This window comes from Saccharopolyspora taberi (genome assembly GCF_039534165.1).
In the GTDB taxonomy this organism is placed as follows: Bacteria; Actinomycetota; Actinomycetes; order Mycobacteriales; family Pseudonocardiaceae; genus Saccharopolyspora_D; species Saccharopolyspora_D taberi.
Genome location: NZ_BAAAUX010000016.1, coordinates 167,844 through 182,718 on the forward strand (window position 1 = coordinate 167,844; position 14,875 = coordinate 182,718).

At 70.6% G+C, this 14,875-nt stretch carries 17 protein-coding genes; 7 read left to right on the top strand and 10 right to left on the bottom strand.

The window, feature by feature from the left end; translation table 11 throughout:
• Nucleotides 1–48: 48 nt before the first annotated feature.
• The 4 genes from dtd to ABD691_RS19620 form a co-directional block, all read right to left on the bottom strand.
• Entirely contained in the window at nt 49–474 is a 426-nt protein-coding gene (gene dtd, locus ABD691_RS19605; RefSeq protein ID WP_344681766.1) for a D-aminoacyl-tRNA deacylase, read from the bottom strand.
• A complete protein-coding gene (locus tag ABD691_RS19610; RefSeq protein ID WP_344681767.1) occupies nt 471–1,982 on the bottom strand; it encodes a DUF7782 domain-containing protein in 1,512 nt (503 codons plus the stop codon). Before ABD691_RS19610 ends, dtd begins: the two co-directional genes overlap by 4 nt.
• A gap of 57 nt (nt 1,983–2,039) precedes the next feature.
• Nucleotides 2,040–2,930: an aminoglycoside phosphotransferase family protein gene (locus ABD691_RS19615; protein ID WP_344682336.1), complete on the bottom strand. Its 891-nt coding sequence runs from the start codon at nt 2,928–2,930 to the stop codon at nt 2,040–2,042.
• A gap of 210 nt (nt 2,931–3,140) precedes the next feature.
• Nucleotides 3,141–3,527 (bottom strand): tautomerase family protein, encoded by a 387-nt coding sequence (locus tag ABD691_RS19620; RefSeq protein ID WP_344681769.1) that lies wholly within the window; start codon nt 3,525–3,527, stop codon nt 3,141–3,143.
• 68 nt (nt 3,528–3,595) lie between these two features.
• Here ABD691_RS19620 and ABD691_RS19625 point away from each other — a divergent pair, with 68 nt between their 5' ends.
• Together ABD691_RS19625 and ABD691_RS19630 are read left to right on the top strand one after the other, a co-directional pair.
• Nucleotides 3,596–4,069: a MarR family transcriptional regulator gene (locus tag ABD691_RS19625; RefSeq protein ID WP_344681771.1), complete on the top strand. Its 474-nt coding sequence runs from the start codon at nt 3,596–3,598 to the stop codon at nt 4,067–4,069.
• 85 nt (nt 4,070–4,154) lie between these two features.
• On the top strand, nt 4,155–4,727 hold the full coding sequence (locus tag ABD691_RS19630) for an HhH-GPD-type base excision DNA repair protein (protein ID WP_344681772.1): 573 nt from the start codon (nt 4,155–4,157) through the stop codon (nt 4,725–4,727).
• 3 nt (nt 4,728–4,730) lie between these two features.
• Here the strand turns inward: ABD691_RS19630 and ABD691_RS19635 are convergent, their stop codons facing one another.
• Complete coding sequence (locus tag ABD691_RS19635) at nt 4,731–5,402, bottom strand: lysophospholipid acyltransferase family protein (RefSeq protein ID WP_344681774.1); 672 nt, start codon at nt 5,400–5,402, stop codon at nt 4,731–4,733.
• Between the two features lie 117 nt (nt 5,403–5,519).
• Here ABD691_RS19635 and ABD691_RS19640 point away from each other — a divergent pair, with 117 nt between their 5' ends.
• Both ABD691_RS19640 and ABD691_RS19645 read left to right on the top strand, forming a co-directional pair.
• The gene (locus ABD691_RS19640; RefSeq protein WP_344681776.1) at nt 5,520–5,870 is read left to right on the top strand and encodes a DUF3099 domain-containing protein; all 351 of its coding nucleotides are present in this window, start codon (nt 5,520–5,522) and stop codon (nt 5,868–5,870) included.
• Nucleotides 5,871–5,935: 65 nt separating this feature from the next.
• Nucleotides 5,936–6,187 carry a DUF3039 domain-containing protein gene (locus ABD691_RS19645; protein WP_344681778.1) on the top strand — a complete coding sequence of 84 codons (252 nt, stop codon included), beginning with the start codon at nt 5,936–5,938 and terminating at the stop codon, nt 6,185–6,187.
• Nucleotides 6,188–6,208: 21 nt separating this feature from the next.
• Here the strand turns inward: ABD691_RS19645 and ABD691_RS19650 are convergent, their stop codons facing one another.
• Nucleotides 6,209–7,327 carry a YihY/virulence factor BrkB family protein gene (locus ABD691_RS19650; RefSeq protein WP_344681780.1) on the bottom strand — a complete coding sequence of 373 codons (1,119 nt, stop codon included), beginning with the start codon at nt 7,325–7,327 and terminating at the stop codon, nt 6,209–6,211.
• Between the two features lie 243 nt (nt 7,328–7,570).
• Here ABD691_RS19650 and ABD691_RS19655 point away from each other — a divergent pair, with 243 nt between their 5' ends.
• The 3 genes from ABD691_RS19655 to ABD691_RS19665 are packed head-to-tail and all read left to right on the top strand — an operon-like array spanning nt 7,571 to nt 11,355.
• Nucleotides 7,571–9,340 carry a DEAD/DEAH box helicase gene (locus tag ABD691_RS19655; RefSeq protein WP_425565122.1) on the top strand — a complete coding sequence of 590 codons (1,770 nt, stop codon included), beginning with the start codon at nt 7,571–7,573 and terminating at the stop codon, nt 9,338–9,340.
• A gap of 45 nt (nt 9,341–9,385) precedes the next feature.
• Nucleotides 9,386–10,132, top strand: coding sequence for a hypothetical protein (locus tag ABD691_RS19660; RefSeq protein ID WP_344681782.1), 747 nt, complete (start codon nt 9,386–9,388; stop codon nt 10,130–10,132).
• Nucleotides 10,133–10,143: 11 nt separating this feature from the next.
• Nucleotides 10,144–11,355, top strand: coding sequence for a cysteine desulfurase-like protein (locus tag ABD691_RS19665; RefSeq protein WP_344681784.1), 1,212 nt, complete (start codon nt 10,144–10,146; stop codon nt 11,353–11,355).
• Between the two features lie 60 nt (nt 11,356–11,415).
• Here ABD691_RS19665 and ABD691_RS19670 read toward each other — a convergent pair whose 3' ends face one another.
• The 4 genes from ABD691_RS19670 to ABD691_RS19685 all read right to left on the bottom strand — a co-directional run bounded on the left by ABD691_RS19670 (nt 11,416) and on the right by ABD691_RS19685 (nt 14,797).
• A complete protein-coding gene (locus tag ABD691_RS19670) occupies nt 11,416–11,601 on the bottom strand; it encodes a DUF7455 domain-containing protein (RefSeq protein WP_344681785.1) in 186 nt (61 codons plus the stop codon).
• Between the two features lie 547 nt (nt 11,602–12,148).
• Nucleotides 12,149–12,304: a hypothetical protein gene (locus ABD691_RS19675; RefSeq protein WP_344681786.1), complete on the bottom strand. Its 156-nt coding sequence runs from the start codon at nt 12,302–12,304 to the stop codon at nt 12,149–12,151.
• Nucleotides 12,305–12,354: 50 nt separating this feature from the next.
• Entirely contained in the window at nt 12,355–13,293 is a 939-nt protein-coding gene (locus ABD691_RS19680; RefSeq protein WP_344681788.1) for a pentapeptide repeat-containing protein, read from the bottom strand.
• A 130-nt stretch (nt 13,294–13,423) separates the two neighbouring features.
• Nucleotides 13,424–14,797 (bottom strand): RNA polymerase sigma factor, encoded by a 1,374-nt coding sequence (locus ABD691_RS19685; RefSeq protein ID WP_344681790.1) that lies wholly within the window; start codon nt 14,795–14,797, stop codon nt 13,424–13,426.
• Nucleotides 14,798–14,875 lie beyond the last annotated feature (78 nt).

Genomic DNA, 14,875 nt, shown 5'->3' on the forward strand with positions numbered 1-14,875 from the left:
TCCGTTGCTCCGCCAATCCTGAGGATTTGCTGAGAGCGCTCGTTACATTTAGACCTCAACCAAAAGGGTGAATGGTCCGTCGTTGACGCTCTCCACCGCCATCATCGCCGCGAACCGCCCGGTCTCCACCCGCGCGCCCCGCGCCCGCAGGTCCTCGACGACTGCCTCGACCAGCGGTTCGGCCTGGTCGGGGCGGGCCGCGTCGGTCCACGACGGGCGCCGTCCCTTCCTGGTCGAGCCGTACAGCGTGAACTGGCTGACCACCAGCAGCGGCGCTCCGGTGGAGGCGCAGGACTCCTCGTCCCGCAGCGCCCGAATCTCGTGCAGCTTGCGGGCCATTTTCGCGACCTCCTGCGCACCATCGGAATGCGTCACACCCAAAAGCACCAGCAGTCCCGGCTCGTCGATGCGGCCGATGACCGCACCGTCGACGCTTACCGATGCGCGAGTGACTCGTGTGACCACGGCCCTCATTCACTGATCCATTCCGCCGGGATCACCATTCCGTGCCGGATCAGTTCGCGCAGCATCGGCACCGCGGCCGCGGTCAGCTCGGTGACGTCCTCACCGCAACCGAGCGCGAGCAGTTCCACCAGGTCCCCGACCGGCATCGCGCCGCGGCACCCGGCCAGCAACCGCACGCCCAGGTCGTCGACCTCGTGCTGCCAGCCGGGCCCGTCGGTGCGGTGCAGGCGGTGCACGACGTTCTCCCAGCCCTCGTCGGACGGGCTGGAGACCTGCTCCAGCACCGTGGTCGGCGCGGTGACCAGGCGCGACGCCAGCAGGGCCTCGGTGGAGCCGTGCGCGCGGAGCCAGTCGACGCGACGGAGCCAGCCGTCGCTCTCCGGCCCGAGCGGGTCGTCGAAGGCGTGGCGCAGGTCCTCGCACACGACCTCGCCGCGGGCGGCGTCGGTGCGGCGCAGCGTCACGAAGCCGAACCCGACGCCCTCGACGTCGTTGGCCTCGAACCAGTCCAGCCACTCCGCGGCCTTCCGCTGCCCCTCCGGCGAGCGCGCGTCGTAACCGGCGTCGCGCAGCCAGGTGCCGACGTAGAGCTCCGGGTCGGCGATGTCGCGCTGGACGAACCACGCGTCGACCCCGCCCGGCGGCAGCCACCGCGACACCCGGTCCTCCCAGTCCTCGCCGCCGCGGTGCAGCCACGACGCGAGCAGCTGCCCGGTGCCGCCCTCGTTGAGGAACGACGGCAGCTGCCGCACCACCAGAGCGCTGGCGTCGTCACCGGCCAGCCCCGAGTCGCGGTAGGTGAAGTCGGTGCGGGCCGGTCCGACGACGAACGGCGGATTGCACACGACCTGGTCGAACCGCCGCCCGCGCACCGGCTCGAACCACTCGCCCCGGACCAGCTCCACCTCGACGCGGTTGAGCCGGAACGTCGCCTCGGCCAGCGCGAGCGCCCGCTCGGACACGTCGGTCGCGGTGATCCGCTCGGCGTGGGTGCTGGCGTGCAGCGCCTGCACCCCGCAGCCCGTGCCCAGGTCGAGCAGCGAACCGACCGGGCGCCGCGAGGTCGCGCGCACCAGGCTCAGCGAGGCGTGACCGACGCCCAGGACGTGGTCCGGGTCGACCGGCCGCCCGTCGCCGCGCAGCTCCGAGTCCAGGTCCGAGACCACCCACCACGACTCGTCGCCCGCACCGTGCGGGCGGACGTCCAGGCCCGCGCGGACCGCGTCGCCGTCGGTGCGCAGCAGGCCCGCGGCGTGCGCCTCGTCCAGCGGCAGCGGGCGCAGCGCGTCCGCGACAGCGGCGGTGGGCTCGGCCGTGCCGAGCAGGAACAGGCGCACGAGGGTGCCGAGGGCGCCGGCGTCGGTGGACGCGCGCAGCGCGGGAACCGGCTCGCCGCGCCCGAGCGCGGCGTGCGCCTCGGCGCCGAGCAGGTCGACGACGCCGTCGGCGTCGTAGCGGGCCGCGAGGAAGGCGTCGCGGAGGCGGTCGATGCGGTCTGGGGACAGGTCAGGAGTCACGTGTTCGATCCTCACATGCACCGCTCGACCGGCAGCCCGCGACACTTTGAAGCCTGGTCAGCCGTCCGCCAGGATGCGTTCCAGGGTGCGCCCGCCCATCCGGCTCATGGCCGGGTTGCTCTCGGCGTAGTACCAGACCAGCCCCATCGCCTGTTCGAAAGCCCACGCCTTGCCGCGCTCCCACTCGACGGGGTCGCACCCGAGGTCTTCGCGCAGCGCCTGCCGCGGTCCCTCCTCGAGCAGGTGCCAGGCGGCCAGGAGGTCCAGCGCCGGGTCCGCCGGTCCGAACCCGCCGACGTCGATGACCCCGGACAGCCGCCCGCCGGACAGCAGGAGGTTGCCGGGAATCAGGTCGCCGTGCGTCATCACGTCACCGGCCGGGCTTCGGGGCAGCTCCCGCATGGACTTCCACATCCGGCGAAGCCGCGCGACGTCCAGCAGGTGTTCGCTGTTGTCGAAGCAGGTTTCCACCCACTCGTCGTGGGATCGCAGGTCGCCTCCCCGGCCCGAGCCGCGGAACGCCCGGCCACGCGTGTCGATCGCGCGAACACCGCGGATGAACTCGGCCAGGTCACGTGCGAACGGCACAGACCCGCCCGGATCCTCGGCGCTGGCCACGGTTCCGGGCAGCCAGGTCTGCACCGCCCAGGGGAGTGGGTAACCCGCCCCGGGTTTGCCCAGCGCGACCGGTTCAGGCGTGCGGAAGCGCGTGCGTCCCAGGAGCTCGCCGGCTGCCTCCGCCTCGGACTCCAGCTTGCGCCGCGTCGATTCGGCGTCCGCTGGTTCGAGCGGGAACCGGGCCGCCAGGTGCTCGCCGATGCGGAAGATGGCGTTGGTCGTCCCCTCCGAAGCGAGGCTCCTGACGGGAAGGCCCCGCCATGCGGGGAACTGCTCGTCCACCAGTTCGCGCACCGTTTCCCGCGACACGGTCAACTGGTCGGCATGCATGTCCACGCGGTCAGAGTCGCCGGTCCCGATCTTCGACCGCAACGCGTTTTCCGCACCGCGTGTTCGGCGTAGCCGCGTGATCCGCCGAAACCCGGGATCACGCCTCTAGGCGGGACATCAGCGGGCTCCGTGCCAGGATGGGGCCATGCCCAAGACGCTCAACCTGACCGGTCGGCTGGTCGTGGCCGTTCGGCGGGTTCGGTGGATCGGCTATGACGTCTGAACGACTCCGCCGATGCCGGTGCGCCCGACCGGGGTGCCGACGAGTTCGACCGTCACGCCCTCGCGGACGTGTTCTCCGACGACGTCGACGATGGCGTCCGTGACTCCGGAGACGAGGCGAGCGACGATCTCGTCGGCGTCGGGTCGACTGAAGGCGGCTTCCTTGATGCCGAACGTGACGCTCGGGGAGGGTGCTTGTGCCGGCACGCCGCCGATTCCCCATCGGTTGGGTGGGAGGCCGATCAACTGCACGGCTGCGATGCTTCGGGCCCAGTCGCCGTAGACGGCGACAACCGCGTCGGTCAGTTTCTCGATCAGCGCGGTCTCGCGGCCGGCCAGGTCGCTTTCCAGTGCGTGGACGCTCAGGTGGGGCATGCTGTCCTCCGTCGACACCTTTGATAACAAAATATCTTTAAATCAAAAAGTATCTGGAGGCTGGGTGAATGTCAACGCCTGACACCACCGAAGACGCGGTCAGGGAGTTGCTCCTGGTGATGCCTAGGCTGGTCGGCCGGATCAAACGTCTGCCGTTGCCGGAACAGCTGCGGTCACTTGAGCTGGCGCCGAGACATCTGTCGCTGCTTTCCCTGCTCCTGCTCGACGGTCCGCTGGCCGTCTCCCAACTGGCCGAGAAGTTGGGGGTGGCGCCGACCACGGTGAGCCTGATCGTGAGCGACCTGAGCCGCAAAGGGGTCTTGGTGCGGCGCGAGGACGATGCCGACCGCCGCCGGCGCATCATCGACATCAGCCCCGAAAGCCGTCCGGTCATCGCTGAATGGCTGTCTCCGGGGGCCGACGCGTGGCGGCACGCCCTCACGCCGCTGAGCCCAGCACAACAGCGGATCGTCGTCGACACCCTGCTTCGGTACGAGACGGCCTTCTCCGCCGCGACGCATTCGGCACCCGAGGACGGTTAGTGCAGCGCACGCCGATTCCTTCGCCGTGCCGGGGCGCAGAGCACTGGCAGGGCTGCCCGTTCCGTGACGTGCCAGGATGGGGGACATGGCCAAGAAGCTCAACCTGACCGGTGACGCCGACGCCGACCAGCTCCTCTCCGAGGACCCGTTCGCGCTGCTCACCGGCATGCTGCTGGACCAGCAGATCGCGATGGAGGTCGCGTTCAACGGGCCGCGCAAGATCGCCGAGCGGATGGGCGGCTTCGACGTCGTCAAGATCGCCGAGAGCGACCTGGACGAGTTCACCGAGCTGTGCGTCGCCAAGCCCGCGATCCACCGCTACGGCGGTTCGATGGCCAAGCGGGTGCACGCGCTCGCCCAGTACGTCGTCGAGCACTACGACGGCCGCACCGACAACATCTGGACCGAGGGCGACCCGGACGGCCGGGAGGTGCTCAAGCGGCTCAAGGCGCTGCCCGGGTTCGGCGACCAGAAGGCGCGGATCTTCCTGGCGCTGCTGGGCAAGCAGCTGGGCGCGCGGCCCGCGGGCTGGCGCGAGGCCGCCGGTGCCTACGGCGACGACGGCTCCCGCCGCTCCATCGCCGACGTCACCGACAAGCAGACGCTCGAAGAGGTGCGCGCCTTCAAGAAGGAGCAGAAGGCCGCCGCGAAGAAGTAGCCGTCAGGCCGCCGCCGCGCCGGGCTGCTGGTACTTGTCGACGTACTCCTGCCCGGAGAGCTCGGCGATCGCGTACATGATCTCGTCGGTGATCGAGCGCAGCACCGGCAGCGAGTTCTCCATGCCGTCGTAGCGCGAGAAGTCCAGCGGGTCGCCGAAGCGGACGGTCACCGGGCGGATGCGCGGGATGCGGGTGCCGATCGGCTGCAACCGGTCGGTGCCCTCCAGCGCCACCGGGACCACCGGGGCGCCCGAGCTCAGCGCCAGCCGCGCGACCCCGGTCCGGCCCCGGTACAGGCGGCCGTCGGGGGAGCGGGTTCCCTCCGGGTGGATGCCGAAGGCGCCGCCCCCGGCCAGCACCTTCTCGGCCGCGTCGAGCGCTTCCCTGGCCGCCCGGCCGCGCCCGCGCTCCACCGGGATCGCGCCGAGCGAGCTGAACAGCCACCGGGAAATCCCGCCGCGCAGGCCGGTGCCCTGGAAGTACTCGGCCTTGGCCAGGAACGCCACCGGCCGCGGCAGCACGAGCGGGACGATGAAGCTGTCCGCCACGGCGAGGTGGTTCGGCGCCAGGATCACCGGTCCGGTCGCGGGCACCTTGTCGGCGTCGATGACGGTCGGCCGGTACACCGCCCTGGCCAGTGAACCGACGAACCGCTTGGTCACCGCGTACAACATTTCGCCTCCCGCTCCGCGTCGGATGTGAATCTATCCGGTCGGGTTTTCGGGTCTGTTCGCCACCGGTTAACGGGCGGTGCGGATCCGGGCTGTCGCCCGCGTGAGGGGAGTGGGACGATGAAGCCAGGAGGTAGTGTCGTGAGTGGTTCACAGCATGGCGACGACACCCCGGTTCTGATCACCGAGGCCAAGCCGTCCTACGACGACGAACAGGCCGTCCGCCGCCGCAAGTACGCGATCATGATGGCGTGCCGCATCCCGTGCCTGGCGTTCGCGGCGCTGATCTACCAGGCCTGGCAGCTGTGGTGGTTGTCGCTGATCATCATCGCGATCTCGGTGCCACTGCCCTGGATGGCGGTGCTGATCGCCAACGACCGGCCGCCGCGCAAGCAGGAGAAGGTCAACCGCTACCGGCACTCCTCGCGGGCGCTGGAAGCGCGCGAGCACCAGGTGATCGAGGGCGCGTAGCCGCGGCCGTCGTGCGCCCGGAGTCGGTGCCGACGTCCGGGGCGCGCGTGCGGCATCATGTGCGTATGAGCACGATGACGCTTCCGGAGACCGACACCCGGACCGAGACCACTGACCAGACCAGTGACGACCGCCCGGAGATGTTCCACTACGTCCAGAAGGACAAGATCGCCGAGTCCGCGGTCATGGGCACCCACGTGGTGGCCCTGTGCGGCGAGGTCTTCCCGGTGACGAAGTCCCCCAAGCCGGGCTCCCCGGTGTGCCCCGACTGCAAGAAGATCTTCGAGGGCCTGCCCCCTGGCGGCGGCGACGAATGATCCGCGTTCCGCGCGGTGGTCTCAGCCACCGCGCTGTTCTGCCTGCTTCTCCACCTGAGTCGAGCCGTTGCGCGGGAGTTCCAGCGACGGCTTGACGACCTGCTCGGCCGCCTCGCCGGAGAACCGCTCGGCGTTGCCGTTGCGCCACGCGAGGTAGCCCTCCTCGGTGTGCAGCCGCTGCGCCACGCGCCGCATCTCCAGCCGCCGCCAGCGGCGCCGCTCCTTGCGCGTCATCTTCGCCGGCCACATCTCCTCGATCGCGTTGTTGAACTGCGCGCCGATGATGATGGCCATGCCGATGAAGAACGCGAACAGCAGGAACGCGATCGGCGTCGCCAGCGCCCCGTAGGTGTAGCCGGTGCTGGTGACCCACGCGATGTAGAGCCGCATGCCGGTGCTGGAGCACAGGAACACCAGCATCGCCACCAGCGCGCCCGGCAGGCCGCGGTGCCAGGGCAGCTTGCGCGGCAGTGACACCTTGTAGAGCGTGGCCAGCGCCAGGACCAGCAGCGCGCCGGTGGCCGGGTAGTAGAAGACCTGGATGAGCCAGGCGATGTCGTCCTGGAAGTCCTGGGGGACGACCTGCACCAGGTAGTCCGGCCCGAGCGCGATCACCGGCAGCCCGATCACCGCGACGATCAGGCTGACCAGGTACAGCAGCAGCGCGAAGGTCCGCTGCCACACGCTGTGCCGGACCATGTACTGGTTGTAGGCCAGCGTGATCGAGTCGACCAGCGAGGCCAGCGCGGACGAGCCCGCCCACAGCGACAGCAGGAAGCCGACCGAGACGATCTCGGTCCGGCCCTTGGTCAGGATGTCCGACACCGTGGGGCCGATGATCTGGTCCACGACGTTGGCGCTGAACACCGTGCGGGAGAACCCGAGGATCTTGCTGTGCACGGCGTCGACGACCTCGGGGCCGAACCAGTCGCCGACGAAGCCGATGCTGCCCAGCAGCCCCAGCAGCAGCGGCGGCATCGACAGCGTCTGCCAGAAGGCGGCGGCCGCCGACTCCGAGAAGATGTTGTCCCACCACGCCTTGGACACGGTGCGCCACACCAGACGCAGGGGTCCGCGTTTCACCGGGCGGGCGGAGCCGTTCTGCGACCGGGATTGGTCGTTGGGACGTGGTGCGGCCATGGCGCCTATAAGGATGATGCATGCCACTTGCGAGTGGGCATCGACCCGCTGAATCGGCGATGTCATCCCGATCTCAGTCCGGCCGGCGGCGGGTCCGGGAGCCAGGCGGGCGCGAGGCGGGGAGGTAGGCTGCACGGCGGCCCTCGTCCGGGTGGGAGCGGGGGCCTTCGCGTGGGTCGCGCGTCTGGGGGCGCGCCAGGGGCCCCGCCGGTGACCGGACTCAGGAAGGAGCGGCGAGCAGGCGTGTCCGAGGCGCAACTCGACCAGTCGGTGCGGTCCGTTCTCAGCGACCCCTCGCAGGCTCCGTCCCGGCCGCTGCGCGCCTGGCAGCGGCGTGCGCTGACCAGGTACCTGTCGAGCAAGCCGCAGGACTTCCTGGCGGTCGCCACGCCCGGCGCGGGCAAGACGACGTTCGGGCTGCGGATCGCGTCCGAGCTGCTGGCCGACCGGACGGTCGAGTCGGTCACGGTCGTCGCGCCGACCGAGCACCTCAAGCACCAGTGGGCGCTGGCCGCGGGCGGCGCGGGCATCCCGCTGGACTCGAACTTCCGCAACAGCGACGGCATGACCTCCAGCGACTACCGGGGAGTCGTGCTCACCTACGCGCAGGTCGCCGCGCACCCGACGCTGCACCGCGTGCGCACCGAGCGGCGCAAGACGCTGGTGATCCTCGACGAGGTGCACCACGCGGGCGACGCGAAGTCGTGGGGCGACGCGGTCCGCGAGGCGTTCGACCCGGCGGTGCGCAGGCTGGCGCTGACCGGTACGCCGTTCCGCAGCGACGACTCGCCGATCCCGTTCATCAACTACGAGCCCGACGCCGACGGCTCGCTGCGCAGCCGCGCGGACCACTCCTACGGCTACTCGGACGCGCTGCGCGACGGCGTCGTCCGCCCGGTGGTCTTCCTCGCCTACTCCGGCGAGACGCGCTGGCGCACCAGCGCGGGCGACGAGTACAGCGCGCGGCTGGGCGAGCCGCTGACCGCCGAGCAGACCGCGCGGGCGTGGCGCACGGCGCTGGACCCGTCGGGGGAGTGGATCCCGTCGGTGCTGCAGGCCGCCGACACCCGCCTGACGCAGCTGCGCAAGGGTGGCATCCCGGACGCGGGCGGCCTGGTGATCGCCTCCGACCACGTCACAGCCAAGGCCTACGCCAGGACGTTGCAGCGGATCACCGGTGACGAGCCGGTCGTGGTGCTCTCCGACGACCCGAAGGCGTCCGGCCGGATCGCGGACTTCTCGGAGTCCGAGGACCGCTGGATGGTCGCGGTCCGGATGGTCTCCGAGGGCGTCGACGTCCCGCGGCTGGCAGTGGGCGTGTACGCGACCAGCGCGTCGACGCCGCTGTTCTTCGCCCAGGCCATCGGCCGGTTCGTGCGGGCGCGGCGCAAGGGCGAGACCGCGAGCATCTTCCTGCCGAGCGTTCCGGTGCTGCTGGAGCTGGCCGCTCAGCTGGAGGCCGAGCGCGACCACGTCCTCGGCAAGCCGCACCGGGAGAAGGACGGCTGGGACGACGAGCTGATGGCCGAGGCCAACCGGTCCCGCGACGAGCCGGGCGAGGAGGAGAAGGCCTACACCTCGCTGGGCGCCGACGCCGAGCTGGACCAGGTCATCTACGACGGTTCGTCGTTCGGCACCGCCGCGTTCGGCACCTCCGAGGACGAGCAGGACTACCTCGGGCTGCCGGGGCTGCTGGAGCCCGACCAGGTGCGCGCGCTGCTCCAGCAGCGGCAGGCGCAGCAGATCGTGGAGGTCGGAAAGCGGGAGGCGGCCGACAAGGCGGCCAAGGCCGCCGAGCAGGCCGAGCAGCGCGCGAAGCCGCAGACCGTGCAGGAGCGCCTGCAGGGTCTGCGCAAGGAGCTGAACACGCTGGTGGCGCTGCACCACCACCGCACCCGCAAGCCGCACGGCGCGATCCACAACGAGCTGCGGCGGGTCTGCGGTGGTCCGCCGACCGCGATGGCCACGGTCGAGCAGCTGGAGGAGCGGATCGCCACCCTGCGCTCCTGGTGACCGTCTAGCCTGTCCCCGGACGGGTGACGATCTTGGGGTGAGGCCGTGTTCGGGGACGCGTGGAACGTCGCGCTCAACATCATCGCCAGCGCCATCACCGGCTCGGTCGTCTGGCTGACCGGCAGGCTGGTCGCGCGGCGGCGGATCCGCCGCAAGCGGGACTTCTTCGGCCTGGTCGCCGACTCCGAGTGCCTGCTGGTCGTTCCCAGGCACGCCTCGTCCAACCAGAGCCACAGCGTGCACCGCAACGACGCCGCCGCGTTGCTGGAGCTCTCGACGGTCATCGGCGACTGCGGCGCGCGCCCCGAAGTGATCTTCCACGACCAGACCTACCAGGGGTTCGGGGACAAGGCCGAGTTCTGCATCGGCGGGCCCGCCGCCAACCAGCGCACGGTCGCGCACCTGCGGTCGGCGCTGCCCGGCGTCGAGGTCAGGACTCCGGTGGACGACTCGACCGCGGTTCCCACCATCGAGCTCGGCGGTCAGACCTACCCCTACTACTGGGGCCAGGAGGAGTACGCGCTGCTGGCCAAGATCGTCCGGAGCAAGCAGGACAAGCCGACCTTCCTGATCTGCGGCCAGTCGTCGGTGGCCAACCGCGCCGCCGGGCGCTACCTCGGCACCCACTACCGCAGGTTCCTGCGGGCGCACGGCACGCGCGGGCGGTTCTGCGTGGTGCTGCGCATCGTCGAGTCCGAGGTCTACGGTCCGACTGTGGTGGAACTCGTCCGGGACGCGACCGATGACGCCTTCACCCGGAATGTCCTCGTGACCGGCGGCACCGGCTCCTAGGGTCTGTCCCCATGGCTTACGACGTGGAGAAGATCCGTGCGCAGTACCCGGCGCTTGCCGACGGGCGGGTCTGGCTGGACGGGGCGGCGGGCACCCAGGTTCCCCAGCAGGTGATCGACGCGGTGGCCGACACCTACCGGGTCGGCGTGTCCAACCAGGGCGGGCCCTACGAGTCGAGCCGGCGGGCGGGGCGCATCGTCGACGAGGCGCGCGGTGCGGTCGCCGACCTGGTGGGTGCGCCGGATCCGGGGTGCGTGGTGTTCGGTCCCACCATGACGGCCCTGACCTACCGGTTCGCGGCGGTGCTCGCGGACGGCTGGCGGCCGGGTGACGAGGTGGTGGTGACCCGGCTGGACCACGACGCCAACGTCCGGCCGTGGGTGCAGAGCGCCCTGCGCGCCGGGGCTACGGTGCGGATGGCCGACATCGACCCGGTGACCGGCGAACTGCCCGCGAGCAACGTCACCGACCTGATCGGCGAGCACACGAAGCTGGTGGCGGTGACCGCGGCGTCCAACCTGCTGGGCGCGATGCCGGACCTGCGCGCGATCACGGCGAAGGCCGCCGAGGTCGGCGCTCTGTCCTATGTGGATGGTGTGCATCACTGCCCGCACGCCGGGGTCCGGCTCGGCGACCTCGGCGCGGACCTGTACGCGACCAGCGCCTACAAGTGGGCGGGCCCGCACCTGGCCGCGGTCGTCGCGGCCGACAACTGGACGCTGGAAACCCTGCACCCGGACAGGCTCCTGCCGTCACCGGACACCGTTCCCGACCGCTTCGAGTTCGGCACGAACCCGTTCGCGCCGATGGCCGGGGTGGTCGCGGCGGTGGACCACCTCGCGGAGCTGGATTCCGAAGCCGACGGCAGCAGGGCCGAGAAGCTCGTGCGGTCCAGGCAGGCGGTGGTCGACCACGAGGAAGGCCTGCGGGAACAGCTCTTCGCCGGGCTCGCCGCGCTGGACGGTGTCAGGCGGTACGGACCCGAACGCGGAAAGTGCACGCCCACAGCGCTTTTCACGGTGGACGGTGTCACGCCGGCGGAAGTCGCGGAGAGGCTGGCCGAACGCGGCATCAACGTCTCGCGCGGGCACTCCTACGCGTGGGAGGCCGTGCACGCCCTCGGGCTGGGGCCGGAAGGCGGCGTGCGGGCGAGCCTGTCGCACTACAGCACCGCCGAGGACGTCCACCGGCTGCTGGAAGGTCTCGCCGAACTGACCCGCTGAGCTGAAAAAGACGTTCCCCCCGCCGGAAGCAGGTTCCGGTGGGGGGAACGTCCCGGGTTTCTACTGCTCGTCCTGCTGCAGGTCCGCCTCGACCTCGCGCAGGCCGGACTCGTACGCGCGGGCGTGGTGCCCGCAGAACAGCAGCTCCCCGCCGGACGGTAGTACGGCGCGGAGCTTCGCAGCGGCCCCGCAGCGGTCGCAGCGGTCGGCGGCGGTCAGCTCGGGGCGGGTGAGCGTTCCAGGCATCGTGATCTCCCTCCGTCCCGGCGCCGGAATTTCCCCGGCGCCCTCGATCCTGCTACGACCACCGGTGGCCCACTGGCGGTGAGGTCGGTGCTCGTTGGCTCCACTCTTGCAGACGCTTGGGCGGAAGTCAGTGTTCCCGAACCGTGTGGCGACCGTCGTCACGTCGAAGCACCCGGTTGCAGCAGCGCCGGTCGCGCAGCGTGATCAACAGTGTCAAAACCGTTGTGACAAGCCAAAATCCGGTTGTCCGACAGGTTGCGAGGAACCTCCGGACCCAGTTTTTTCGTGTCCCTTGTCACATTTTGGGCAGGGTTGCGACCGGTGCCGTTCCGCTGCGGGCGAACACCGGGGACATGATCGGCTGGTCCGAATGGCGGGAACGCCTTCCGCTTCGCGGAAATCCCGGTGGCGTTTTAACGGTGCTCCGGCGCCCGCGCGACCACCCAGCCGCGCGGGAACTCCGCCGGAGCGTTCCGGAAACGCCACGGATGCCGGTCGGGCGTAAGGAATGACTGGGACGGGAGGCCGGGGCAGGAGCCCTCGCGGCCTACGCGACCGCCCAGCCGCGCGCTGATTCCGCCGAGGTCCTGCCCGCGGTCACCACGTCGTCCAGTGGCGTCCGCACCGCGCTCCAAGCGCTTCGGAGTACCGGCATGTCGTCGTAGCAGAACATGTCGTCCTCCTCGCGTTTGTTGGTCCTCAACGGGTATGACGACCAATTTCTATCGCGGGTTCCGTCAGCGGCGCAGCTTCTTAGCGCGATCTCACCAGAACGGCCCAGTCCTGCCGATCCGGATCCGGGTCCTCGGCCCAGCCCTCGGGCCACTTCCGCCGGGCTCCGGACCCGGCCATCGCGTGCGCTCCGGTGAGCACCGCCGAGGTGTGGCTGCCGAAGTCCACCTCGGCCTCGAACGCCGCGCCCCGGAAGTTCGAACCCTCGCCGTCGAAGGTGACCCGGCGGAAGTCGGCGAGGCCGGTGAACCGCACGTTCCGGAAGTCCGCGACCTGTTCGAAGGTCGTGCCCCGGAACACCGCCGGGCCGATGAACCGGGCGCCGGCGAAGGAGGCGGACCGGACCCGGCACCGGGTGAAGGTCATCGTGTTCAACGTCGCCGCGGAGAGGTTGAGCCGCACGTCCGGCCAGAACGCCGCGTCGTCGTCCGGCCTCAGGTGCCCGGTGAGCACCTGCTGCGCGCTCTGCCGGACCTCCAGCTCCTGTGCGGCGCCTCCGGCGTCGTCGAGCGGGTCGAACGGCATCCGCAGGTAGGCGCAGACGAGGTCCACGATGGTCTGGCGGTGCTCCGGGTGGCTCTGGGCGAGCCGTTCCAGGGCGAGGACGCCCGCGAGGCGCACCGGAGCCTTGTCGCTGCCGAGCTGGTCGGCGGCGCGCCCGTAGAGCTCGGTCACCCGGGTCTCGGTGGCGTCGTGGCCTTTCTGCGCGATTTCCAGCTCGGTGGCCCGCTGCCGCCGGGCGGCCAGCAGCAGTCCGGCGGCGCCACCGCCTCCGACGACGATGCTGAACGCGGTGCGCAGGATGTCGAGCCGGATCGACGAATGCGGGCCGCCCGAGTCCAGCAGCGACCACAGCACGACGATCGACACCGCTGCCAGCAGGCACAGCCCGATCGCCCACGCGACGATCGTCCGGGTCGACAGGACGCGCTGCTGGTCCGGAGACGGCGGTTTCCCCATGATCAACATGATGGTCCGCGGCGGGCCCGCTGTGACCCGCTCCCCGGGGCATGCAGGTGGTCCGTCGGGGTGAACAACGCGAGAAGGCCGCCGCCCCGCGCGGGGGCAGCGGCCTTCTCGGCCGTTCTGCTCAGTCCAGGTAGTCGCGAAGCACCTGGGAACGCGACGGATGCCGCAGCTTCGACATCGTCTTGGACTCGATCTGGCGAATCCGCTCCCGGGTCACGCCGTAGACCTGCCCGATCTCGTCCAGCGTCCGCGGCTGGCCGTCGGTGAGGCCGAAGCGCAGCCGGACCACGCCGGCCTCCCGCTCCGACAGCGTCGCGAGCACCGACTGGAGCTGGTCCTGCAGCAGCGTGAACGACACGGCGTCGACCGCGACGACCGCCTCGGAGTCCTCGATGAAGTCGCCGAGCTGGCTGTCGCCCTCGTCGCCGATGGTCTGGTCCAGCGAGATGGGCTCCCGGGCGTACTGCTGGATCTCCAGCACCTTCTCCGGGGTGTTGTCCATTTCCTTGGCCAGCTCCTCCGGCGTGGGCTCGCGGCCCAGGTCCTGGAGCAGCTCGCGCTGGATTCGGCCGAGCTTGTTGATGACCTCGACCATGTGCACCGGGATGCGGATGGTCCGGGCCTGGTCGGCCATGGCCCGGGTGATCGCCTGCCGGATCCACCAGGTGGCGTAGGTCGAGAACTTGTAGCCCTTGGTGTAGTCGAACTTCTCGACCGCTCGGATCAGGCCGAGGTTGCCCTCCTGGATCAGGTCCAGGAACGCCATGCCGCGGCCGGTGTAGCGCTTGGCGAGGCTGACCACGAGCCGGAGGTTGGCCTCCAGCAGGTGGTTCTTCGCCCGCTCACCGTCCCGCACGATCCAGCGCAGGTCGCGCCGCATCTGCATGGCCAGCCGCTCCTCGGCCTCCTCGGCCTGCCGCAGCCGCTCCGCCGCGTAGAGCCCGGCCTCGATGCGCTTGGCGAGCTCGACCTCCTCCTCGGCGTTGAGCAGTGCGACCTTGCCGATCTGCTTGAGGTAGGCGCGGACCGAGTCGGCGGAGGCGGTCAGCTCGGCGTCCTTGCGGGCCTGCCGGAGCGCCTCGGACTCCTCCTCGTCCCAGACGAAGTCCGAGTCGGCCTTGCCGTCCTCGTCCTCGGGAACCTGCGGTTCCTCCGGGATCTCCACCTCGACCTCGGCCAGGTCGGCCACGTCGGGAGACGTCAGATCGGTCTCGATCGGTTCGTCGATCTCCATGCTCTCGCCGCTGCCCTTGGCGGAGCCGGACTTCGCCGACTTGGCCGGAGCCTTGGTGCCCTTCTTGGCCGCCGTCTTCGCGGTGGTCTTGCGGGCGGTCGACTTGGCGCCGGTCGAACTCTTGGCCGCGGTCTTGCGCGGCGTCGACTTCTTCGGCTCCTCGGCTTCGGCCGCGGCATTCGCCTGGGCAGGCTCGGACTGGGCACCGCCAGAGGTAGCAGCGGAGCTGGAGCGTCGGGTTGCGGTTTCTGCGGCTGCCACGTACGCCCTTTCGCGACGGTCGATCAGGGCTGGCCGGAGGGCGCGAAACCTCGGCCGCCAAAGGTCGGGGACAACCCA

Coding starts and splice junctions, on each gene's coding strand:
- dtd (WP_344681766.1), bottom strand. CDS start 474: ATGAGGGCCGTGGTCACACGAGTCACTCGCGCATCGGTAAGCGTCGAC.
- ABD691_RS19615 (WP_344682336.1), bottom strand. CDS start 2,930: ATGCATGCCGACCAGTTGACCGTGTCGCGGGAAACGGTGCGCGAACTG.
- ABD691_RS19620 (WP_344681769.1), bottom strand. CDS start 3,527: ATGCCCCACCTGAGCGTCCACGCACTGGAAAGCGACCTGGCCGGCCGC.
- ABD691_RS19625 (WP_344681771.1), top strand. CDS start 3,596: ATGTCAACGCCTGACACCACCGAAGACGCGGTCAGGGAGTTGCTCCTG.
- ABD691_RS19630 (WP_344681772.1), top strand. CDS start 4,155: ATGGCCAAGAAGCTCAACCTGACCGGTGACGCCGACGCCGACCAGCTC.
- ABD691_RS19635 (WP_344681774.1), bottom strand. CDS start 5,402: ATGTTGTACGCGGTGACCAAGCGGTTCGTCGGTTCACTGGCCAGGGCG.
- ABD691_RS19640 (WP_344681776.1), top strand. CDS start 5,520: ATGAAGCCAGGAGGTAGTGTCGTGAGTGGTTCACAGCATGGCGACGAC.
- ABD691_RS19645 (WP_344681778.1), top strand. CDS start 5,936: ATGAGCACGATGACGCTTCCGGAGACCGACACCCGGACCGAGACCACT.
- ABD691_RS19650 (WP_344681780.1), bottom strand. CDS start 7,327: ATGGCCGCACCACGTCCCAACGACCAATCCCGGTCGCAGAACGGCTCC.
- ABD691_RS19665 (WP_344681784.1), top strand. CDS start 10,144: ATGGCTTACGACGTGGAGAAGATCCGTGCGCAGTACCCGGCGCTTGCC.
- ABD691_RS19670 (WP_344681785.1), bottom strand. CDS start 11,601: ATGCCTGGAACGCTCACCCGCCCCGAGCTGACCGCCGCCGACCGCTGC.
- ABD691_RS19680 (WP_344681788.1), bottom strand. CDS start 13,293: ATGGGGAAACCGCCGTCTCCGGACCAGCAGCGCGTCCTGTCGACCCGG.